Origin of the sequence: Halomonas sp. AOP7-E1-9 (assembly GCF_052376035.1) — a bacterium.
GTDB classification, from domain to species: domain Bacteria; phylum Pseudomonadota; class Gammaproteobacteria; order Pseudomonadales; family Halomonadaceae; genus Vreelandella; species Vreelandella citrativorans.
In genome coordinates, this window is sequence record NZ_JBQSVC010000030.1 from 22,978 (window position 1) to 46,035 (window position 23,058).

Consider the following 23,058-nt stretch of genomic DNA (forward strand, 5'->3'; position numbering starts at 1 on the left):
GGGGCAAACTGACGGCAAGCAACCATTGTTTGCCCGTTTACGCGTACTAGCAGTGCACTAACTTATTAGGAAAGATCATGAACATTCGTCACAAATTCAACCTTTGGGGTCCTACTAGCCTGGCAGTATTGTTGGCAGCTTCCCTTACTGGCCCTGCTTATGCGCAAACCGCATCTGAACAAGCGGAAAACGCGCCTGCGATCGCCGATGAATCCGTGGCAAGCGCTGAGCAGGTTGCCGACACGCGTGAACTCCCCCGCGGGCATTTCCGGCTTCCTGACCAAGGCGACATTATCGGTGAGTCGTATACCATCACGGTTGACGACCCCGCTGAGACTCTCATTGATATCGCTCGTCGTCATAATATCGGCTACGAAGAAATTCGCATGGCCAACCCCGGCGTCAGCATGTGGGTGCCTGGCGAAGGAACGGAAATCGTTATTCCCGCCCAATATATTTTACCGCCTGCACCACGTGAAGGGGTTGTTGTTAACCTTTCCGAGCTGCGCCTGTATTACTACCCTGCCGACAACCCGGGCATCGTTGAAACGTATCCGGTGAGTGTGGGCCGTGAAGAGTTTGCAACCCCCGTTGGCATTACACGCACGACCATTAAAGTAAAAGACCCGGCGTGGGCCCCTCCTGCCTCCATGCGTCGTGAAGCGGCCGCTCGCGGCGAGCCAGCACCCTCCGTAGTGCCTGCTGGGCCGAACAACCCTTTGGGCGAACATGCCATCCTGCTTGCCATGCCGAGCTACTTGATTCATGGCACCAACCGCCCTGATGGCGTTGGCATGCGCGCCAGCCGCGGTTGCATTCGCATGTACCCTGAAGACATTAAGTCTCTCTACGAGCGCCTGCCAAGCGGTACCCAAGTAAACCTGATGGATGCGCCTTTTAAAGCTGGCTGGGCAGCGGATGGCACGCTATTCGTGCAGTCCTACCCGCAGCTTGAAGAGAACGTGGGTGACTTTGAACCGCTCCTGGATGCCATTGATCGCGTTGATGCGCTAACGGAGGACCAGGTAGCTGTCGACTATGCCAAAGTAAAAAGCGCCGTAGAATCACCTGACGGCCGTTTTGTAGCCCTTTATGGCCCTCAGGCACAGCCGACCGTAGAAGAGGAGCCTGCCAGCCGTAACAGCCTGCTGGAGGAGATAGAACTTAGCCACCTACGAGCGGCTGAAGAAGATGCTTAACCTAAAATAGACAAGCAATAAAAAAACCCCGCCGAGGCGGGGTTTTTTTACATCTTCAGCAACCGCTGAGTCAAACATCAACCCAGTGGTCCAAGCAGAATTACTTCTGCATGGAGCGCTGGAACATGCGGTTCATTTCTTCACGGTTTTGCTCAGTCATCTGCAGTGCAGCATTCGCGTCACGCTGTGCCTGGTTTGCAGTGTTCAGAGCTTGTGAAGCCATGCTGCGTGCTTCTGCGGCATCAGCCTGTGCAGATTCAGCAGTCATGCGAACTTCTTCCAGAGCGCTGGTAGAAGCACAGCCAGCCAGGATTGCCAGAGAAGCGGCAGCGGCGGTCATTTTCAGAGTCGTTTTCAAAGTCATAATGTTCTCCTTGAGTCTTCCTTGGGTACAACGTTAAGGGTATGACAAACCTAGGCTAATTGCTTAGCTGCGCTTTGTCTACCTGCGGTGCAGGTTCTTTTCAGTGACTTGTGCATGAGCACGCTAGTCAAACGCTGTTTTATAATAGACCACAACGCTTGTCTATAGCCACTTGTAGAAAACCTCTTACTTCCTTCAACAACATAAGACTAGCCGATCACGACGCGAGTGCCAATATCAACAAGCTGCACAACTCGCTCAATTTGCTCATTTGTTACCGCCACGCACCCTTGAGTCCAGTGGTAACGGCTATGAACATCAGGGTCTGCACTGCCGATACCATGAACACCAATGGCTCCACCCAGCGCCGTATTTTGCGGAGGATGGCCATAACGGCGGTAATAGTCGAAATAGGCTTCATAATCGCGTTGCGAGTATATGCCATTTTCTAACGCCATCCGCGCATGGGCCGGCGTAGGATAATCGATACCAATAAAGATATGCCATCGACTTTCGTAATTAAAACGATTAATACGAAATTCGCCCAGCGGCGTAACGTTATCCCCCATTACCCGCTGCGTTTTCGCACCTGAGCGACCCAGCGAAACCGGGCTAAAAAGCTCAACCAGCGTATCGCCACGATACACGCTAAGTGTAGATTCTTGATCATTTATCAATAACCATACTTCGTTGCTGTAGCGGGGCAAATGAGCCCGAGACAGTAACGTCTCAACCAGGTCTATCGGCTGTGAGTTTAGCGTAGCATTTGACGTAGCAGCGCTGGCCACTACTGGCCAGCCAAGCGCCAGCGCTAAAAAGCGGCGACGGTTTAAAGGCATAGGTTAGCTCTCAAAAACAGGTTAGCTCAGCACTGGCCAACTAAGCATTTCTTGAAGGTGTTATACCTTATATACACCGCGTCTGTCAGCGATTTTGAGAACAATTTAACCATGTGGACACGCCAAGCCCTGCCAATGAAACGCTATTCAACGCAGCGCTAAATATCGTCAAACTTTTGCATACTGCTGACCAGCTTACGAATTTCTGCTTCGTGCCCCTCTGCCAGCGCCTTAAAAAACTCTGCTTCTGGCGGTATAGCGGCTCTGGAAGCGCGATGCTCATAGAGCGCTTGAAGCTTTCGATTGGACTCAACAGCCATGCGCGCTATTTCATCGACTGAATTCCATTCAGACTTTTCCGTAAGGCGCTCAAGCTCAGGCGGCTGAGGAAACTCACTTGACTCATCAAACCAGGTCTCCAACACATCTCTGTGATCAGAACCGTCGTGAAACAAGTCATCAAGCCCCTGCTGCATTCGAAGCTCTCGGCTGGCTAGATAAGTCAGCACCATGGTCAAACGCTCATTATCTGTCTTATCGGCCGCCTCGCTGTACTGACGAGCCATACGCTGGTGAAAACCTTCAGCCCATACGACTAAGTCCTTGACCTGGTTGTAGCGCATCCGTGTCTCCTTTTCAGTCGTTCTATCATCTCGGCAACAGTATGCTGCTTTATGAGCGTAGCCGGTCAGGATAGATTCGTCATGTGGCAGCTTACCACTCCTGGCTTGTCTCCCTTAGGGCGGCTATTTCCTGCTTGGCATCGCTTATGTAATCAAGCAATTGCTCTCCCAGGCGTTTCTGACTCCCCATGGCGATCATGGCGGGATTAGTGACGGTACGTCGTGCAGCCCCGTCGCTGCTGTGCAACTGCTCTAATTTGAACGCCAGCCAGTTTAGCCAACTACCCGGCTCGCGCCTCACATCACGCAGCCGCTGAAGCTCTGCCATGGGCGGGCCATCAAGGGCTAATAACTCACGCCAGGCATGGCTTTCCAGACGCGCATGTTCGGTGACTTCTTTCAGCAGCGAACATAACGCCAGTTCAAACAGGGCCAAGGCGCTCTCTTCGAGCGCCATGTGACGAGCGACCGCATGCTCGTCCTCACCAACAGGCATACTTACCAGCAGCTCGGCCTGATAGAGCAGTTGATTAGTACGGGAGCGGTCGCTCATTTACGCTTGTCCTCTACGTGCCATTTGCCTGCATCAAACGTTGCTTTCCACCCCGTGGCTTTGCCTTCTTCATCGGTCATCACGTACTGCTCTTTGCTTTTACGCGAAAAACGAATTTGAGTTGGACGGCCGTCCGGGTCTTCGCTGGGCGCTTTGAGAATGAAGTGATACTTCTCAGGCAGCTCGTCAGCATGAGCTTTCAGCTCCTTCACCAACGGCGGACGCGTTTCACGATTTTTGGGGAATTTACTGGCCGCTAAAAACAGGCCGCTTGCTCCATCGCGCAATACGTAGTGGTCATCCACTTTCTGACAGGCAAGTTCCGGCATCGGAATCGGGTCCATCTTGGGCGGCGCCACTTCACCACTTTTCAATAGCTTACGAGTGTTTTTACACTCGCTGTTGGTACAGCCAAAGTACTTGCCAAAGCGGCCGGACTTAAGCTGCATTTGTGAACCGCACTTATCGCATTCGATAACCGGGCCGTCGTAGCCTTTGATCTTGAACTTGCCCTGCTCTACCTCATAACCATCACAGTCAGGGCTATTACCGCAGATATGCAGCTTGCGGGTTTCATCAATCAGGTAGTTATCCATTGCCGTGCCGCACTTATCGCACCGATGCTTGGCACGCAAGGCGTTGGTTTCGGCCTCTTCACCGGCATCTGCCGCCACGGCTTCCTCACCCGGAATCAAATCGATCGTGGTTTTGCAGCGCTCTTTGGGTGGCAGGTTATAGCCACTGCAACCTAAAAACACGCCGGTAGATGCAGTACGAATCTGCATCTTGCGGCCACACGAGGGGCAGTCAATATCGGTTGGCACGGGCTGGTTGGGGCGCATCCCGTCATCGCTTTCTGCCTTGGCAAGCTCTTCACGAAATTCACCATAGAAGGCATCGAGTAGCGCTCGCCAGTTGCGTTCGCCTTCAGCGACCTCATCCAGGCTATCTTCCATACGTGCGGTAAAAGAGAAGTCCATCAAGTCAGGAAACGACTCTTTCAGGCGCTCGGTAACGATATCCCCCAGTTTCTCGGCATAAAAACGCCGATTTTCCAACTGCACGTAGCCGCGATCCTGGATCGTCGAAATTATCGACGCGTAGGTAGAAGGACGACCAATCCCTTGTTTTTCAAGCTCTTTAACCAAGCTTGCCTCGGTATAACGCGCCGGGGGCTTGGTAAAGTGCTGCTGAGGGTCCAGCGTTTCCATCGCCATCGGCGTGCCTTTGGGCAAATCGGGCAGCGTCTGGTCTTCATTTTTACCGCTCGGCTTCATGACCCGCGTATAGCCGTCAAACTTCAGAACACGTCCTTTAGCGCGTAGGTCGTAGCCATCCACTTCAACGCTCAATGTGCTCGACAGATATTCGGCCGGCGTCATCTGGCAGGCGACGAACTGACGCCAGATCAACTCATACAAACGCTCAGCATCGCGTTCCATACCCACTAAATCGGTTGCCTTGCGCTCAACGCTGGATGGGCGAATCGCTTCGTGAGCTTCCTGAGCGCTCTCTTTGCTGCTATAGCGATTGGGCGCCTCGGGCAGGTAGCGCTCGCCGTACTCGCTGCCAATAAACTCACGCGCACTTTCAACCGCATCTTTCGAGAGGTTGGTGGAGTCGGTACGCATATAGGTGATATAGCCCGCTTCATACAACCGCTGGGCCATGGTCATGGTTTTCTTGACCGAGAAGCCCAGGCGCCCACTGGCCGCCTGCTGCAGCGTAGAGGTAATAAACGGCGCCGTTGGTTTGGAGCTGGTCGGCTTATCTTCGCGCGAGGTAATCGCAAGCTTTGCATTACGCAACGCCGCAATACGCGACATCGTGTCTTGCTCAGACGTTGGCTTGAACGCCTTGCCATCCTGCTTGGCGAGCGCAAAGCGTACCAGTTCGCCGTCTGGTGAGACTAAATCCGCGTGCACATCCCAAAACTCTTCAGGGATAAACGCGCGAATATCCCGCTCGCGCTCAACAATAAGGCGCACTGCGACAGATTGAACGCGGCCAGCGGAGAGGCCACGGGCCACTTTGGCCCACAGCAGCGGCGACAGCATAAAGCCCACCACGCGGTCCAAGAACCGCCGCGCCTGCTGAGCTTCTACACGAGGAATATTGAGCGCACCAGGGGCTTTAAACGCATCCTGAATCGCATTTTTAGTAATTTCGTTAAAGACCACACGCTTGTAACGGCTGTCGTCTCCACCAATGGTTTCCCGCAAGTGCCAAGCAATGGCTTCCCCTTCGCGGTCCAAATCCGTTGCCAGGTAAACGGCGTCTGCCTTTTCAGCAAGCTTCTTTAACTCAGCCACTACCTTTTCTTTGCCCGGCAGCACTTCATACTGGGCTTCCCAGCCGTTGTTGGGATCAATACCCATACGCCGAATTAACTGATCGTGGCTCTTGCGCTTTTTATACTCTGCCTTCTCTTCCGCCGACATTTTACGTGTTGCCGCGGCTTGGCGAGCGCGCTCCTTGGGGTCGGAAGCAGCCTTGCCCGAGCCGCTGGTCGGCAGGTCACGAATGTGACCCACGCTCGACTTGACGATGAAATCGTTGCCGAGATACTTATTAATCGTCTTCGCTTTCGCTGGCGACTCGACGATGACCAGTGACTTGCCCATAGTGCTCCACTTTTCTATTGCTTGGGCCGAGAGCCCGCGCTCTGAATACGGTACCGCATGGTTTTGAGTTTGCGGCGTTATTTCACTCGCCGAGACAAACATACGGATGAAAAAATGCGCCTACCCTACCCCAGGCCTCCACTTAGCGCCAGTGTCAACCGAACAGTAGTGAGAAAAGCTTACTTTTTTATACCGAAGTAGCTAGACACTAGACTGACGTTACGAGATCAGCAACCTACTATTTCTTTCATAAGCAGAACGCCCCTACGGTAAAGTAGAGGCGTTCTTTTTCAATCAGGATCCGATTAACGTTTGCGGGAGACCTTGCCTTGGCTCACTGACGTGTCGGTCTTTTTGGCCTCACTCGGTGGGCTCTCAACCGTGGTTGCCTTATTGACGGCCGTTTTTTTGACCGCAGGCTTGGCCGGACGTGCTTTATCAAACAACGCTTTTACCTGTACAAAACGTTCTGCCGCGTGTTCAGTAAGCTCACCGCTTGCTGCAAACACCTGCTCCAGGTTTTTAATATAGCCATCAATCGCACTGTTGCTTTCACCGGCCAGTAACTCAGGTAGCGTATTCAGCGCCCTTTCACGATCAAGTTTTAAAATAAAGAATTGCTCGCGCACCAAGCGCTTGAATTCGCAAAGCTCGATGTCTGACTCAAGCTTCGTCCTTGTGGCACGTAACTGCTTGAAGTTGCGCTCATCGGTGGAGGGTGCTCCACCCAACACGTAGATTAATGAACGCATAATCGCTTCATGCGCGCCCCCTTGAGCAATGCGCTTACCTAACTCTTCCCGGCGCCGCGCCAGGAAGCGACGATGCTCAGGCTCAGCGCCCGGCCTCCGACGGTGTACATGCGCATCACCATAAAGCCCGACAGCCGCCTGTAGCAGTGGCTGGCCATAGACATCCATAAACAGACGCTCTGTACTGCTATCACGCAGATCGCGCCAGGCACTCAATGCGGCGACGATCTGGTCAGAGTGCATCGTCTCTAGCGCTTTAAAGAGATTGTCTGGACCAATTTCCTGACGGTTCTTGCGTATTGCTTCCGCCATTACCGGCAGGGGGACAGATAAAGGATTGCGGTCCGACAGCAGCTTGTAGCCCAAGCGGATAGGATGCATACGCCGAATAAAGCGCGCTGCTTCTGGCGTCATTATGGCCTGCAACCAGGGCTGCACATACAAACGATACACGCCCAAATTTATCTCGGAAATTCGGGCAACCGTCGCGAAACGCCGGTCATCGTCCGCATCATGCTGCACTTCACGATCCAGCTCTTCAAAGTTACGCGGCGTAAATTCCAATAAGTAGTCACGCTCGTACAGCGCGGCATCGCTACCCTCTGGCGCCTCGGTAACCGAGGTTTCATACAGCCCCGGTGGCAGCACATCGATGTAGTCCATATTGGCGGTAAACTCAGAGTGCTCTTTGCGGGATACGCTGCCGGATACAAAGATCCCCAAATGGCCGGTCGTATCATGCATGCAGTAGACGATGGTTTGGTCGTTGGCGATGATATCGTCGGTATCTTCGTATAAATCACGGATCCAGCCCAGCGCCTGAGGGGGCGGGGTAATGTCGTCACCACGCGAACAGAACACCACCACCGGTGAACGTAGATTACGCAGATCAATCCGCCGCCCGTCACGGGTTACCAGTTGGGCCGTCGACAGCCGGTTACCGACAAATAAATTATCGACGATGTACTGGATTTCTTCGCCACCCAGAACCACGTGCCCGCCCCACCAGCGCTCAAAATCAAGATAACGCTCAGTTTCTGTGTCGATGTTAGCGTACAGGTGGTACTGCTTTTTCCAGTACGTATTGGCAGGATTCAAGCGCTCAAAGTTTTGCACCAACCAAGCGCCATCGAATAAGCCGTTACCCATATCACTGGTGAATGCGGTGATCCAGCTCCCCCCCGTCATGCCGCCGGTATAACGCATGGGCGCATTGCCATGCTCCCCCGCCCAGTAAGAGAGCGGCGCCCCCGCGATCAAGATAGGCCCAAAAACGTCCGGCTCAAGTGCGGCCGCCATCATCAACTGCCAGCCCGCTTGGCAATTGCCTACCACCATGGGCTTTTCGCTTATATCAGGATGCAGCTCAATCACATGGCGTAGAAAAGCAACTTCTGCCTCGACAACGTCCTCAACCGTTTGCCCCGGTTCAGGGAAGGGCAAGAAGCCGATAAAGTAGCAAGGGTGCCCTGCTTTTAACGCCACGCCTAACTCACTGTCAGGCTTAAAGCCACCAATACCAGGACCGTGCCCTGCACGCGGGTCAACCACCACGAACGGGCGCTTGCTGGGGTCAGTGACGGTATCTTCAGGGGGCAATACACGCAGCAATTCATAGTTGGTCGGCTGGGCAAGCGTGCGACCATCAAGTAGCACTTCGGTTTTAAACCCAAGCACACTCGGCTTGGTTTGTTCCATGTGCTCCAGATACTGGTTGCCACGCTCGCGCATTACATCCCAATAGAGCACGCTACGCTCAACGCTATCTCGCCAGTAATCGGCCGCGGCACGTCCAAACCCAAAGGGGTCCATGAAAGAGGACAGCGTCTCACTGCCCGGTAGCAGCGTGGAGGAGTCGTTTGACTGCCCCCAAAAGGTACGTGTTAACGAGTTAGCGGTAAGCAAAGGGTTGGCGAGAAAATTCATAGAGTCTCCCTAGGGTGAATGCGCTGGCGATCAACCTAAAAACCATGATGCTGCGATGCAATATAGCTTAAGCCACTTCTCAACAGACGTCGATGGGTAACACCACTGATTTACCGCAAGCGCTGCAAACTAGCGACACGGCAGGCATAAACAGTGGTAGCATTTTTAGGCAGCGTTAGTCATTCGTCGCGCTCGCCGTCTTATTCGCCGCCGGAGGGCAATTCTCTTGAGGTTGTTATGTCATCCCCTAAGCTGCTCAATCGCCTAACGTTTCGTCAATTACAAGTCTTCCAGGCGGTATATCGCCAACGCTCTTACTCACGCGCAGCAGAACAGCTAGGGCTTACCCAACCCGCCGTCAGCGCTCAGATACGCCAACTGGAGCAGGCACTTGGCCAGCCGCTGTTTAAATATGCGGGAAAAACGCTGCATGTGCTGCCTGCCGCCGATACGCTGGCGCTATCAACAAGAGAAATCTTTAGCCAGCTCTCCCGGTTGCAGATGAACCTGTCAGACATCAATGGAAAAATTTCCGGGGAGCTCAACCTGGCCGCCGTGTCGTCAGCGCAGTATATCGTGCCGTATATACTGGCCCGCTTTCGCGCAAGCTACCCTGATATTCATGTGCGCTTAAAGGTGTGTAACCGTAGCCAGGCGCTTGAGCGCTTGGCCGAACAGCAAGATGACTTGGTGATTATGGCCATGGTGCCCGAGGATGATCGCTTAGTCGTGACGCCCATCATCGATAATGAACTAATAGCAGTGGTATGGCCTGACCACCCTTTACTCGCCATGCTGACGCCTACTCTGGCTGATTTTTCCCGCCATTATGTGTTAATGCGCGAGCCAGGCTCCGGCGTGCGCAATGCCTTTGAACAGCTTGCTGCTTATCAAAAAGTCGCGCTGCCGCATCGTATTGAACTCGGTACTAACGAAGCCATCAAGCAAGGGGTTATGGCGCATTTAGGCGTGGCCGTGCTGCCACGGCTTGCCGTACAGCTAGAGCTTGAGCAGGGTCTTTTGTTTGAACTTCCGCTACCGGATTTTCCCATTCGCCGAGCATGGTGCACGGTTTATCGCCTTGAACGCTTTCCCACACCTGTGGCTGAGCTTTTCATGCGGTTTATTCGCGAGCATGTCACTGAGTATCAAGACTACTTTGCAGCATCTCCTAGCCCCTTACCAAGCCACGGTGTTGCCTGTTTGCCCATGCCTGTAAGCTAAGTTGACGGTGTCTTGTTAATCACCAGATATGTTACATTACACCTACTACCTATGTATTAATTAGTAATCTGTTAATTGGCAACGTATTAATCGGCATGATTGGGGGGCAAGCGCTTAAGTTTCTATGATAAGCCTTGCCTGCCGCACAGTAGAGAGGCTCTATTCCTATGAGCAACAACCCCACACAGCGTGTACCCAGCGGCCAGAAATTCCGTAATGAACACGGCACAACGGCGATCAAGGATGGCATGAAGGTGCGCAGCGCGCAGGCTGAAGCCCCGTCTCTTGAACGCAAGCCCAAATGGCTGCGCGCTCAAATTCCCGGTGGCGAGCGCTTTGAAGCCGTTAAGCGCAATGTCTCTGAGCATCGTCTAAGTACCGTCTGTGCTGAATCACACTGCCCTAACATGGGCGAGTGTTGGAGCAATGGAACTGCCACCATCATGCTGATGGGGTCTGTGTGTACCCGCGCATGCCGTTTCTGCGCCGTTGATACGGGCAACCCCAAAGGCTGGCTGGACCACGAAGAGCCCGAAAACACCGCCAAGTCCGTCGAATTAATGGGGCTTCGCTATATCGTCCTAACATCGGTTGATCGCGATGATCTGGACGATGGCGGTGCGAGCCATTACGCAAGCTGTATCCGTGCTATTAAAGCGCGTACACCAGACGTGGTCGTTGAAGCGCTGACGCCTGACTTCGATGGTGAACACGCAGCCATTGAGAGCGTTGTGGATTCGGGCCTTGAAGTGTTTGCGCAAAATGTCGAAACCGTTGAACGCCTGACCAGCCGGGTTCGCGACCCCCGTGCAGGCTATCGTAAAACACTCGACGTTCTGGCCTACGCGAAAAAGCATCGCCCCGATGTCATTACCAAAACCAGTATTATGCTGGGCCTTGGCGAAACCGATGAGGAGATCCTGCAAACGTTTGATGATCTTCGTGAAATTGGTGTCGATATTGTGACACTCGGCCAGTACCTGCGCCCCACGAAAAACCACTTGCCGGTTGAGCGCTGGGTAAGCCCTGAAGAGTTTGATCGCTACCGTGTGCTAGGGCTTGAAAAAGGCTTTATGGAAGTGCCTTCTGGCCCGCTGGTTCGTTCAAGCTATCGCGCTGACCGAGTGTTCGAAAAGAACAACCTCGGGCTGGCCTCACCGGCAGCGATCCCCGGCCAGGAGTCTGACCCTAATATTATTCCCGCCCTAAATGTAGGCTGAAACAGAATTAAGCACGGGCTTGATCAGAGTAAGTTTAAAACAAGAAGCCGCCACGAATATTAACTATCGCGGCGGCTTCTTTTTATGTACTACCATTGTCTGCTCTATAGAAACCACTGCGATTAGCCGATAGTCACCAGCTCTCTGTTTAACTTTAGTGCCAGCGCAGATGCCAGTTGTTGGCCTACGTAATGCTCATTAGGCAAAGAAACAAGATCAGCCAAGCGAGTGACCGCCATACCTGCGTAGCCACAGGGATTGATGCGCTGAAAAGCAGAAAGGTCTCCATCCACATTCAACGCGACGCCGTGGTAACTGGCTCCCCGCCGAATTCGCAAACCCAACGACGCTATTTTGGCCTCGCCCATCGGGCTTTTGACATACACACCCGGTGCATCTGGGCGCGCATGTGCACTGACGCCATAGTCGGCTAACACCGTAATGACTGCATTTTCCAGTGCAGACACCAGGTCACGCACGCCTATTTTACTGCGCCGAACATCCAATAGCGGATACAGCACTATCTGCCCTGGGCCATGATACGTTACTTGCCCACCACGGTCGGTTTGCACCACCGGTATGTCGCCTGGCATCAATAGATGTTCAGGTTTGCCTGCCTGCCCTTGGGTGAAGACAGCGTCATGCTCTACCAGCCAGAACTGATCCGGCGTCTCACTGTCACGAGAATCCGTCAAGGCGCGCATTTCTTCCCAAACGGGCAGATACGGCCTGCGACCCAAGCAGTGCAGCTCAACAGGTGCAGAACGACTCACTCACACCACCATATGAACACGGCCAGTGGCTTTTAGCTCTTCAAACAGCTGGCTAATTTGCTGCTCGCTGGTCGCATTAATCGTGATGCGAACGGATTGAAAACGACCGTTTCGACTATCCACCACTTGCAGCGTCGATTCATCAAAATCCGGTGCGTGACGCACCACGATTTGACAAACACAAGCCGTAAAATCCTCAGCAGCATCACCCACTATTTTTAAAGAGTAGTCACAAGGAAAAGTGATCTTGGGGGTTTCTTCTGCCACCGGCTCGCGCAGGTCTCGAAATCCCTTTTTCGTATCCTTAGTCATAACGCGCCTTTTATTGAAGGTAAAAAAGGCCCAGGACGCACCTGAGCCAAATCACTTAGTCAGTGAAGTTCGCAATTAAACCGCTGAAGAAGCGCTGAACCTGATCAAAAAGGCGTTTAAACAGCCCGCCCTCTTCCACATTTTCAAGCGCTACCAACTGGCGTTCGCCAACCATCTCTTCACCCAAGTAGACCTCTAGCGTGCCCACATCATCACCTACCGCAATAGGTGCTTGTAAATCAGAGTGTAGATTAAGACGAGCACGCAGCTCTTCATTACGGTTACGCGGAAGGGTCATAAACACTTCTTCATCCACCCCCGCACGCAATTCGTTAATGTCACCACCCCAAACACGCGGCGTTGCAAGCACAGCACCACGCTCGTAGAGGTTCATGGTTTCGTAGAAACGAAAACCATAGCTTAAAAGCTTCTGAGTTTCCTGTGCGCGCGCTTCATCCGAATTGGTGCCCATCACAACCGAAATAAGCCGCATGCCATCGCGCTCAGCTGACGACACCAGGCAGTAGCCCGCAGCATCTGTCCAACCCGTTTTCAAACCATCTACTGACGGGTCACGCCACAACAGGCGGTTACGGTTGGGCTGATCAATTCCACCATAGGAAAAGTGGCGCTGCGAGTAGATCGCATAGTGTTCAGGGTAATCATTGATGATATGACGTGAAAGTCGCGCCAAGTCATGCGCTGTTGAATAGTGATTATCAGAAGGAAGACCCGTTGCATTTTCAAAGTGGGTATTTTCCATCCCCAGTCGAGCCGCATGCTGGTTCATTAAGTCAGCAAAAGGAGCCTCCCCACCAGCCAAGTGCTCTGCCATAGCCACGCTGGCATCGTTACCTGACACAATAATAATGCCGTGCAGCAACTCCTCGACGGGGACCTGGTTACCCACTTCAATAAACATTTTTGAGCCACCAGTCCGCCAGGCATTTTCACTGACATTGACCAGATCATCCAATGCGATGGTATCGCGATCCAACTCACGCTCGACAAGGTAGGCGGTCATGAGCTTGGTCAAGCTTGCAGGCGCCAAGCGTTCGTCTGCGTTGTGTTCAACCAGAATTCGCCCGCTATTGGCATCCATTAAAATCCAGGAACTGGCAGCGAGCTGCGGGGCGGCTGGAATAATCGTTTGCGGCTGAGGTATGACTTGAGCCGCAGCAGGCAACGCAACAGCCGTCATGGCCGCAAACAAACATAATTGGGCAGAGCGGCGAATCGACACGAATACATTCATCACTAACATCTCACTTGCAAGAAAGTGGCGCTAAGCACCAAAGAATATAAAAAATGAATTATCTCACGATAAAAACTTGAGGAAACCCCGCTTGACGAAGCGCTTCCCGGGCCTGGGTCTCTTGAGCCGGTGTTACTGGCCCCACCTGCACACGATGCACGTTAGCCTCATTCATTACACGAACGCTGTGAGGCAATTCGTCTGTCAATCGCTGGCTAAGCTTACGAGCGCTATCAGCGCTTCCCAGCGCAGCAATCTGAAGGTAATAGCCGCCTGAAACCTCACCCTCAGAGGGGTTATTAGAGGACACAGACGGGGCTGTTTGCGGTACGGCTGCAGGCGCACGTTGCGTAGCGGCTGACGATGCGGACTCGGCAACGGGCGCAGCACTCGCGGGCGCCCCGCCGCGCTCAGCTAGCCAACGATCAGGCTCAATGGCCTCGACTTTTACTCGTCCTGTACCATTATCCAATATACCCAACCGGGCGGCGGCTGCGTATGAAAGATCTATCTCTCTATCGCTATGAAAAGGACCACGGTCGTTAACACGGACAATCACTGACTGCCCGCTGTCCAGGCTGGTAACGCGTGCAAAGGTGGGCAACGGTAGCGAGCGATGCGCCGCCGACATTTTATACATGTCGTAAATCTCGCCATTTGAGGTCGCATAGCCATGAAATTTTTCGCCGTACCACGAAGCTAAACCTTGCTTGGCATAGCCAGAAGCATCCGGCATTACATGGTACTTTTCACCCCATACTTCATAGGTTGGACGGTTGCCTCCTGCAGAACGCGGTTCATTACGTGGTACAGCATCCGGCACGGTGGATACATCCGGCGGCGCAACAGGATACGCATCCCCATGCATGGCATAGCGCCCACCTCCACTGGCAGTAGTACTTGCGGCGGGTGCAGCAGCGTCAGGGTGAGTTTGAGATGGCGTAGCAACGCGCTGAGCTTCACGGTTCGCGCAACCGCTTACCAATATTATCAAGGCGATCATACTGCCTACTTGCCAGGTCCTTGGTTGCAACATGCTCATCCTTGTTCCTCAGCCTGCTGTTGAATGGCCTCAGCTAACTCTGTCACTGCCATGGCGTATAAATGACTGTGGTTATAGCGTGTAATAACATAAAAGTTGTTTTCACCCAGCCGATAGCGTAGCTGTCCATCATCCATCTCAAACACCAAGGGCATCACAAACAAGGTATCAGTAAGCGCTTCTTGCGGTTCAATCCCTTGCTGGGCTGTCTCGGCCACACTCATGGTCGGCGAAGACGTTTGGTTAAACGTCAGCGCTTGGGGCAACACTTCCGGTCCCGTTGCTTCATGATAAATGGCATCATCACGCCGCCAGCCATGCTCAGCAAAATAATTCGCGACGCTACCGATGGCATCCACTGGGTTTTCCCATAAATCACGAATGCCGTCATCGTCAAAATCAACAGCATAGGCCTGGTAACTAGTGGGAATAAATTGAGGATACCCCATTGCGCCTGCATACGAGCCATAAAGTTCAGCCGGATCGACCTTTTGCTCATGGGCGATCTGCAAAAAAGCAGCTAGCTCACCACGGAAAAAATCCCCTCGACTGGGATGATAAAACGCCAGCGTAGCCAGTGAGTCCAGCACGCGATGGCGCCCTTTATGGCGGCCATAGTACGTCTCTACGCCAATAATGGCGGTAATAACATTACCCGGCACGCCATAAACATCTTCCGCACGCGCCAAGGTCTCAGCGTGCGCTTGCATAAAGGCAGCGCCCTCTTCGATACGCTGCTCCGTTAGAAATATATCGCGGTACTCGTGCCACTTTAGGCGGCGCTCTGCCGCGCCCTCCATGGCATCCAGCACCGCTTGAGAATATGCGGCTTGAGAGAAAGCCTCACGTAACCACGCTTCCGGTATGCCTTGGGCGATTAACTCATCTACCAATATCTGGGTGCGTTCATTATGTTGCAGGTCCACCCCTTCCGCCGAGTGCTCCTCTGCGAATACGGCAGGCATCGAACACGCTATTAGCGCGGCAACAAGACAACTGCCAGCTTTATTTCGGGCCCTTTTTATCAACTCACCACTCCTTTGAAAACACACCGTCCTGACTGAAATACTAACGTGGCAATAGCCGACGATGGGCATGAATAGACATGAGAATACCGAACCCTGCCAACAAGGTCACGCTAGAGGTGCCGCCATAACTCACCAAGGGCAGCGGCACGCCTACCACGGGTAAAATACCGCTAACCATCCCTACGTTGACAAACACATAAATGAAAAAGGTGAGAATGATACTACCGGCAAAAAGACGTCCAAACGTATCCTGTGAAGAAGCCGCCAACCAAATACCGCGACCTACGATCATCAAGTAAAGCGCCAATAAAACCAGCATCCCGATAAGCCCAAACTCTTCACCCAATACGGCAATAATAAAATCAGTATGCCGCTCAGGCAGAAATTCAAGTTGCGACTGCGTGCCCCCCAGCCACCCCTTTCCCCATAGCCCTCCACTACCAATGGCCGTGGTTGACTGAATAATATTCCAACCCGAGCCTAGTGGGTCGCTTTCTGGATCAAGAAAGGTTAATACCCGCTGACGTTGGTAAGTGTGCATGTTCATCCACAAAAGCGGCACGCACGCAGCCAACAATCCACCAACAAATCCAATCAAGCGCCATGAAAGACCCGCGAGCAAAACCACGATGACAGCCGCACTGGCCACCAGTAACGATGTACCCAGGTCCGGCTGAATAGCGGTCAATACAACCGGCACACCAATGATCACCGCGCACACCACAATATCCTTTAATCGCGGTGGAAGCTGGCAACGATTCAAATAGGCAGCCACCATTAACGGAACCGCTAGCTTCATCATCTCTGAGGGCTGAAATCGGATAACGCCTGGGATCTCAAGCCAGCGCTTAGCCCCCATGCCAATATCACCGGCAATTTCCACTGCCAATAACATGATGACCCCTGCGCCATAGGCAAAGGGTGCCCAGCGTAAAAACGTGGTCGGTGACAGCTGCGCCAATAATGCCATCACTGCCAGCGCAACGCCAAACCGCATCGCCTGAGCGATTACCGACTCAATACGCTGGCCAGACGCACTATATAAAACCAGTAGGCCACCCACCATTAAGACCAATAAAAGGCCTAATAACCAAGGGTCAATATGGATGCGTTCCCAAATACTTTTACGTCGCGCGATACCGCTATCGGGCGGTCGAACGGGATAACGACGCAATGGGCGGGTAAGCGTCTGCCAGGGCATAGGTCAGTTCCCCTCCACTTGAGCGGTATCTTCTTCCAACACGTCGCGTACATCATCTGCGTCAGGCGCTTCATCTTTTAAAAGCCATGCATCGGTCATGGCGCGCGCCAAATGCGCTGCATGGGTACTACCGCCGCCCGCATTTTCAACGATAACCGACACGGCAATTTGGGGGGAATCAACCGGCGCAAACGCTACAAACAAGGCGTGATCTCTCAGGCGTTCCTCAAGCTCATCGGCGTTATAGCGCTGGTCCTGACCCAAAGAAAACACCTGAGCCGTACCCGATTTGCCGCCCATTCGATACTCAAGGCCAACGCCAGTCCGCCGTGCAGTGCCTTCGCTACCGCTGAGCACTTTCTCCATACCGCTAAATACCCGGTCCCACCAGGCATCATTTTCCAGCTGAATATCGTCCAGCGTGTCGGGTAAATCTTCACGAAGCAGCGTATCGCCCACCTGGAGAGCTAAGCGGGGTTTTACCCAGTGGCCCCGGTTGGCAAGCGTTGCCGTTGCGCTTGCCAGCTGCAACGGCGTTACTTGCCAGTAACCTTGGCCAATACCTACTGACAAGGTTTCGCCGGGATACCACGGCTGGTTAAAACGCTCCCGTTTCCATTCGCGAGACGGCATCAGCCCAGTGCTTTCACCCTGAACATCGTAGGCGACTCGTCGCCCGAATCCGAACCCATTCATCCGTTCATGCAGATTATCGATACCTAAATCATGGGCCAATGTGTAGTAGTAAGTATTATTAGACACAGCTAATGAGCGCTCTAAATCCACACGACCGTGCCCCCAGCGCAACCAGTTCCGGTAACGTCGGGAGTCATTAGGCAGTTGATAATAGCCTGGGTCGCTAATCGTGCTGTCTGGGGTAATAACCCCCTCAGCCAGTCCCGCGAGGGCTAAAAAGGGTTTAATGGTCGAACCAGGTGGATAGTGACCACGAATAGAGCGGTTAAAAAGAGGTAAATCCAGGTCGTTCTGCAAGCCGCGATAGGAGGCGACATCGATCCCGGTCACAAACTGGTTGCTGTCAAACCCAGGCGTCGACACCATGGCCAGAATCTCGCCCGTTGCAGGCGCAATAGCGACGATTGACCCACGCCGCCCATCCATTAATTCATAGGCAAGCGTTTGTAGAGACTTATCAATCGTCAGCGTTATGTTCTTCCCAGGCACAGGGTCGGTGCGACCCAGCTCTCTTAATACTCGCCCTCGGGCGTTGGTTTCGACTTTACGCAGGCCTGCTTCGCCATGAAGCTCCTCTTCATAGAAGCGTTCAATGCCGGTTTTACCAATAAAGTGGGTGCCGGCATAACGGCCGGCATCCAAATTTTGCAGCTCATCAACATTAATACGCCCTACATAGCCCAGCGTATGGGCCATAACGTTTGAATCGGGATAGTAACGTAGCAGTTGGGCTTCGACTTCAACGCCTGGCAGGCGGTGGCGATTAATCGCGAGCCGAGCAATTTGGGCTTCACTCAGATCGCTCATTAAGAGCGCAGGTTGGAAAGGACGCTGTCGCTGGCGTGAACGTACGTTAAAGGCCTCGATATCTTCTTCTGGCAGTTCCAGCAATTCCACTAATAGGGCCAGCGTTGCATCAAGGTCATCAACACGCTCACGCACCAGCGTCAGGTTATAAGTAGGCCGGTTTTCAGCTAACAGCACACCATTTCGGTCATAAATCAAACCTCGATTAGGTGGCAGCGGCTCAACACGCACACGGTTTTTTTCTGACCGCGTGGTGTAAATTTCATGTTGAACAATTTGTAAGTAGCCTAAACGCCCTACCAGAAGACCGGTAAGCGTTATAACGACCAGAACGGCAAGAAGTGTTCTGACACGAAAAATGCGCAACTCTTGCTCAGAATTTTTTAGCGTGTCACGGCGCTGGGGCATGGCAACAGATGACTCTCAAATCAGACGATTGACGCAACACAGCCAACAAATACCACCACCTTTTGAGCCGTTAACGGTGGTAGGGGTGACCAACCAATAGCGTCCAGGCACGATAAAGCTGCTCGGCCAGCATGATACGAACTAACGGGTGCGGCAGCGTTAACGGTGACAATGACCACGCTTTATCGGCTATCGCAGAGAGGGAAGGTTCAAGACCATCAGGCCCACCGACCAGCAATACAATATCGCGGCCCTCCATACGCCAGCTATCCGCTTCCTGGGCCAGTTGTTCGGTTGTCCAGGGTTTGCCTTTTACTTCCAGCGCAACCAGATACTCATCACCCCGCAGTTTATCGCGAATGCGTTGAGCCTCTTGAGCACGCGCTTTGGCAATATCTGCATTTTTACCGCGCTGGCCAAGCGGGATTTCTTCTATTTCAAGGCTGAAATCCCGAGGGAGCCGTTTACGGTAGGTTTCAATGCCCTCTTCAACCCAAGCAGGCATTTTCGTACCTACCGCCAACAGCCTTATTTTCATGACATCGTGGCTCGCTCTTCAAAAAGCGTGCGTGCCTCATCCGTCATGCTTGCATCGCTAGGCAGGTCTGCCCAGAGGCGTTCAAGGTCATAAAGTGTACGGGCTTCCGGCATCATGATATGAACAACAATGTCACCCAGGTCGACCAATACCCAATCCGCATTATCACCGCCTTCAACACCGCGCGGCGCAAGACCGGCTGCCTTGGCTTTTTCTACGACGTTTTGCGCAAGTGCCGCAACATGCCGGGTAGACGTACCACTAGCAATCAACATAAGGTCGGTAACCTCAGTTAAGCTGGAAACGTCCAGTTGAGTGATATCGCGTGCTTTAAGGTCTTCTAACGCATCAAGCGCTAGGCTTTTCAGTGTATCGATGTGCATGACTCCTGCAGATAACCTCGTATGGTGTTCTGGTATTCGGCTAGCAAAGCGGGCCATTGTAACGGCTTCTTGCGTGACTACCAGCGCTATTCAACGTCCTGGTAAAAGCCTTTATGCAAAATGGCCTCTTCAACCGCTTCCGGGAGCAAATAACGAACGCTTTTTCCCTCACGCAGCCGCTGACGAATATAGGTCGCTGAAATTGCCATCATCGAAGGGAGCGACAGCAGTAAAACGCCACCACTGGGGCGCTGCATCAGCGAGTCCACGCCTTCGACTTCACGTTGCCCTACCAGTTCCCTTAATTCATCAGACCAGGGTGTTTGATAGCCAGGTCTGGCCATCACTACCAAGTGAGCGAGGGAAAACAACGTGTCAACCTGCTGCCACTGAGGAAGGCGTAAAAAGGCATCAAACCCAATCACCATGACTAAACGTGCCTGTTCACCATATTCAGCCCTCAGTTCAGCAAGCGTATCAACGCTGTAGGATGGCCCTTCGCGGCGCAGCTCACGGTTATCCGCGTAAAGCCCAGGCGTAGTGCCAATCCCGGCTTGTAACAACGCCATTCGTTGCTCTGCCGACACTTGTGGTGCACCACGTAAAGGTGGTTTTGGCGCCGGTATCATATGCAACTGGTCAAGGCCCAATGCTTCTCGCACTTCCAAAGCACTGCGCAAATGGCCATGGTGAATAGGGTCAAATGTCCCTCCCAGCATGCCTGCTTTTATGGGTACTGAATTCATATCGACCTACCACTCATAGCGCTGCAAAACTCATAGCGTACACGCCTTATTGGCGAACCTGGCCATCGCCGAATACAACGTATTTACGCGTGGTAAGGCCTTCCAAACCCACCGGCCCTCGTGCATGCAGCTTATCGGTCGAAATGCCAATTTCAGCACCTAACCCATACTCGAACCCATCGGCAAAGCGGGTTGAGGCATTCACAATCACAGAGCTTGAGTCCACCTCGGCCATAAAACGGCGCGCCAGAGAGTAGTCCTGGGTCACAATAGCGTCGGTATGGTGCGAGCCATAGCGCTCAATATGCGCAATCGCCTCTTCCACGCCATCCACTATTTTGATCGCTAATACCGGAGCAAGATATTCGGCGTACCAATCTTCCTCGGATGCCGCCAAGGCCTGAGGAAGCAGCGCTTGAGTGCGTTCACAGCCTCGTAGCTCAACCTCATGTCCTGCGTAAGCCCGCGCCAGCTCTGGCAACAGCAAATCAGCCACTGGCGCATCAACCAGAAGTGTTTCCATGGTATTGCAGGTGCCGTAACGGTGCGTTTTAGCATTGACCGCGATAGCCAAGGCTTTAGCTGGATCCGCCGTGGTATCAATATAGACGTGACAAACACCATCAAGGTGCTTGATAACGGGCACTGTAGCGTCACGCGAGATTCGCTCAATCAGCGATTTCCCACCACGCGGAATAATGACATCCACGTAATCAGGCATGCTGATCAATGCGCCGACAGCGGCACGGTCGGTCGTCGCCACCACCTGAACGCAGTTAGCAGGCAGCCCCACATCCAGCAGTCCTTGCGTAATGCATTCGCCAATGGCTTGATTGGACGCGCTCGCCTCTGACCCGCCGCGTAAAATGCAGGCATTGCCCGATTTTAAGCACAAACTGGCCGCTTCAAGCGTTACATTGGGGCGTGATTCGTAAATGATGCCAATGACCCCTAAAGGCACGCGCATTTTGCCTACCTGGATGCCACTGGGACGGTAGCTCATATCGTCTATCTCACCCACCGGGTCAGGCAAGGCGGCCACTTGACGCAGCCCTTCAATCATCGCATCAAAACGGGCGTCATCAAGCGCCAAGCGGTCAAGTAACGCACTATCCAGACCATTTTCCTTACCGCGCTGCATATCCTGAGCGTTGGCGTCTAAAATACGCGCGCGAGCCGTCATCAGCTGCTGCGCTATTGACTCAAGGGCACGATTTTTAATGCCGGTATCGGCACGACGTAGCTCACTTGCGGCTGAACGAGCTGCCTTTCCAAGCGCCTGCATGTATGCGGGAACATCACCGGCGGTGAGTTGCTGTTGAGCCTCATCTTGTAAGGGCGTTGAAACGCTCATGCTGTCTCCCTTTATCATCATGCACGCCGCCATCATTTTATCTGGTCAGGCGCGTCGTAATTGTGTCCAGTAATAGGCAATATATTACGCTACTTAAACGTTATAATGAGCATTTTAAGTTTCACACTTGGTCCTGTCACCGCTGATTAGACGACGGGGAACGTACATGGAGTTCGTGAAGGCGAATAGTAAGCCACCATGCAAAGCAAATACAAAATTCACTTGCTTAGAGCCAATTTACTCGCCGCAGCGGCTGCACTAGCGTTCTGGACGTTGGGCGCACAGCCCATGGCCATCCTGCTGCTTTGGCTCTCCGTCAGTTGGCTTTGCATTACGGCGCTGCTTCTGGACTTTAGTCATCGTCACTCCAGAGGGCTGCCCTGGCAAGTGCTGCCGGGCTTATTACTGCTGGGATTAATTGCCAGCGCACCAGAACAGCATGATATGTTGATCTGGGCGTGGGCGGCCATATTCATGCTACCCCAGGCGCGCTGGATTCTTGTACTTAATGCCATGGCCGCACTACTTAGCGGCGCCTTAATAGCGCCACAATTGTCCTTTCCAGCCGGGGGGCTAATAGTGCTGTTATTGGGCATACTGTGCTTACTGGCGGTTTCTAGCGCACGCCAATTGGTTGATATGAATGGGGCTATCGGCCAGCGTTTGCGGCTTATCCCAAAGGTTAATCTTTGGGCTGGCGAACAGTTGCTGCGCGATCTTCCTCGTGAGCAAACCCGTTCTGAGCGCGAGGCTATCTACGCAGAGCTATTTATATTGCAGGTTAAGCGGCGCCAGCTTTGGCCCACCGCAAAAAAGCTTTGTGAGCTAACCTACTCCTTTGAGAACACCTATCGTCTGAATAGCACAACGCTTGCCGCCTTGATGCTTTCTCGCTCGCCACAAGAAGCCACACGCCGTCGCACGCAGCTCCAAGCAGCACTTCCTGAAAATGTGGTGAGCCATCATGAGCCGCTAATGGATATTGAGTCTTCAACCTTAACGCTTGAACACCTCTGCAATACCCCCAAGACGCTGGGTTCCTCATGAACAGCTATCCGTTCTCCAAGCGGCTAATGATCATCACTTACAGTACCAGCCTGGTAGTAATGATGGGGTACGCGTTATGGCTCTATAAAATGGGCAGCTACCAGAGCTTATGGGTACCCGCGTTTGTTACCCTGGTGCTATTAG

The 23,058-nt window shown here is 53.1% G+C and carries 21 protein-coding genes; 4 read left to right on the top strand and 17 right to left on the bottom strand.

The features are described 5' to 3' along the window. The first annotated feature begins 77 nt into the window (after positions 1-77). A complete protein-coding gene (locus ACT3R4_RS14670) occupies positions 78-1,199 on the top strand; it encodes a L,D-transpeptidase family protein (protein WP_441679460.1) in 1,122 nt (373 codons plus the stop codon). Positions 1,200-1,299: 100 nt separating this feature from the next. Here the strand turns inward: ACT3R4_RS14670 and ACT3R4_RS14675 are convergent, their stop codons facing one another. The 6 genes from ACT3R4_RS14675 to ACT3R4_RS14700 form a co-directional block, all read right to left on the bottom strand. Continuing rightward, positions 1,300-1,563 (bottom strand): Lpp/OprI family alanine-zipper lipoprotein, encoded by a 264-nt coding sequence (locus ACT3R4_RS14675; RefSeq protein ID WP_087107516.1) that lies wholly within the window; start codon positions 1,561-1,563, stop codon positions 1,300-1,302. Between the two features lie 209 nt (positions 1,564-1,772). Further along, positions 1,773-2,402, bottom strand: coding sequence for a L,D-transpeptidase family protein (locus ACT3R4_RS14680; RefSeq protein ID WP_087107518.1), 630 nt, complete (start codon positions 2,400-2,402; stop codon positions 1,773-1,775). Between the two features lie 158 nt (positions 2,403-2,560). Further along, positions 2,561-3,025, bottom strand: coding sequence for a ferritin family protein (locus ACT3R4_RS14685; protein WP_441679462.1), 465 nt, complete (start codon positions 3,023-3,025; stop codon positions 2,561-2,563). Between the two features lie 91 nt (positions 3,026-3,116). Further along, a complete protein-coding gene (locus ACT3R4_RS14690; RefSeq protein WP_441679464.1) occupies positions 3,117-3,578 on the bottom strand; it encodes a DUF6586 family protein in 462 nt (153 codons plus the stop codon). Next, positions 3,575-6,202, bottom strand: a complete 2,628-nt coding sequence (topA, locus tag ACT3R4_RS14695; protein WP_441679466.1) for a type I DNA topoisomerase — start codon at positions 6,200-6,202, stop codon at positions 3,575-3,577. Before topA ends, ACT3R4_RS14690 begins: the two co-directional genes overlap by 4 nt. Positions 6,203-6,507: 305 nt before the next feature. Further along, positions 6,508-8,880 (bottom strand): DUF3141 domain-containing protein, encoded by a 2,373-nt coding sequence (locus ACT3R4_RS14700; protein ID WP_441679467.1) that lies wholly within the window; start codon positions 8,878-8,880, stop codon positions 6,508-6,510. Between the two features lie 237 nt (positions 8,881-9,117). Here ACT3R4_RS14700 and ACT3R4_RS14705 point away from each other — a divergent pair, with 237 nt between their 5' ends. Continuing rightward, entirely contained in the window at positions 9,118-10,104 is a 987-nt protein-coding gene (locus ACT3R4_RS14705) for a LysR family transcriptional regulator (RefSeq protein ID WP_172118374.1), read from the top strand. Positions 10,105-10,271: 167 nt separating this feature from the next. Next, positions 10,272-11,324, top strand: coding sequence for a lipoyl synthase (gene lipA, locus ACT3R4_RS14710; RefSeq protein ID WP_441679469.1), 1,053 nt, complete (start codon positions 10,272-10,274; stop codon positions 11,322-11,324). 122 nt (positions 11,325-11,446) lie between these two features. Here lipA and lipB read toward each other — a convergent pair whose 3' ends face one another. From lipB to ACT3R4_RS14765, 11 genes are all read right to left on the bottom strand, one after another. Then, the gene (gene lipB / locus ACT3R4_RS14715) at positions 11,447-12,097 is read right to left on the bottom strand and encodes a lipoyl(octanoyl) transferase LipB (protein ID WP_441679471.1); all 651 of its coding nucleotides are present in this window, start codon (positions 12,095-12,097) and stop codon (positions 11,447-11,449) included. Next, positions 12,098-12,409, bottom strand: coding sequence for an HP0495 family protein (locus tag ACT3R4_RS14720; protein ID WP_193053132.1), 312 nt, complete (start codon positions 12,407-12,409; stop codon positions 12,098-12,100). 55 nt (positions 12,410-12,464) lie between these two features. Next, positions 12,465-13,664, bottom strand: coding sequence for a D-alanyl-D-alanine carboxypeptidase family protein (locus tag ACT3R4_RS14725; protein WP_441679484.1), 1,200 nt, complete (start codon positions 13,662-13,664; stop codon positions 12,465-12,467). A 58-nt stretch (positions 13,665-13,722) separates the two neighbouring features. Next, complete coding sequence (locus ACT3R4_RS14730; protein ID WP_441679473.1) at positions 13,723-14,667, bottom strand: septal ring lytic transglycosylase RlpA family protein; 945 nt, start codon at positions 14,665-14,667, stop codon at positions 13,723-13,725. A gap of 35 nt (positions 14,668-14,702) precedes the next feature. Beyond that, positions 14,703-15,671, bottom strand: a complete 969-nt coding sequence (mltB, locus tag ACT3R4_RS14735) for a lytic murein transglycosylase B (RefSeq protein WP_441679474.1) — start codon at positions 15,669-15,671, stop codon at positions 14,703-14,705. 103 nt (positions 15,672-15,774) lie between these two features. After that, positions 15,775-16,935 carry a rod shape-determining protein RodA gene (gene rodA / locus ACT3R4_RS14740; protein ID WP_441679475.1) on the bottom strand — a complete coding sequence of 387 codons (1,161 nt, stop codon included), beginning with the start codon at positions 16,933-16,935 and terminating at the stop codon, positions 15,775-15,777. Between the two features lie 3 nt (positions 16,936-16,938). After that, positions 16,939-18,846 carry a penicillin-binding protein 2 gene (mrdA, locus tag ACT3R4_RS14745; RefSeq protein WP_441679476.1) on the bottom strand — a complete coding sequence of 636 codons (1,908 nt, stop codon included), beginning with the start codon at positions 18,844-18,846 and terminating at the stop codon, positions 16,939-16,941. Between the two features lie 70 nt (positions 18,847-18,916). Next, on the bottom strand, positions 18,917-19,384 hold the full coding sequence (rlmH, locus tag ACT3R4_RS14750) for a 23S rRNA (pseudouridine(1915)-N(3))-methyltransferase RlmH (RefSeq protein ID WP_172118366.1): 468 nt from the start codon (positions 19,382-19,384) through the stop codon (positions 18,917-18,919). Beyond that, entirely contained in the window at positions 19,381-19,767 is a 387-nt protein-coding gene (rsfS, locus tag ACT3R4_RS14755) for a ribosome silencing factor (RefSeq protein WP_172118365.1), read from the bottom strand. Before rsfS ends, rlmH begins: the two co-directional genes overlap by 4 nt. Positions 19,768-19,853: 86 nt before the next feature. Further along, complete coding sequence (nadD, locus tag ACT3R4_RS14760) at positions 19,854-20,513, bottom strand: nicotinate-nucleotide adenylyltransferase (protein ID WP_441679478.1); 660 nt, start codon at positions 20,511-20,513, stop codon at positions 19,854-19,856. A 46-nt stretch (positions 20,514-20,559) separates the two neighbouring features. After that, positions 20,560-21,867 (bottom strand): glutamate-5-semialdehyde dehydrogenase, encoded by a 1,308-nt coding sequence (locus tag ACT3R4_RS14765; RefSeq protein ID WP_441679480.1) that lies wholly within the window; start codon positions 21,865-21,867, stop codon positions 20,560-20,562. A 198-nt stretch (positions 21,868-22,065) separates the two neighbouring features. On the opposite strand from ACT3R4_RS14765, the gene ACT3R4_RS14770 reads away from it, so the two are divergent. Beyond that, the gene (locus ACT3R4_RS14770; protein ID WP_441679481.1) at positions 22,066-22,914 is read left to right on the top strand and encodes a hypothetical protein; all 849 of its coding nucleotides are present in this window, start codon (positions 22,066-22,068) and stop codon (positions 22,912-22,914) included. The last annotated feature ends 144 nt before the right edge of the window (positions 22,915-23,058 follow it).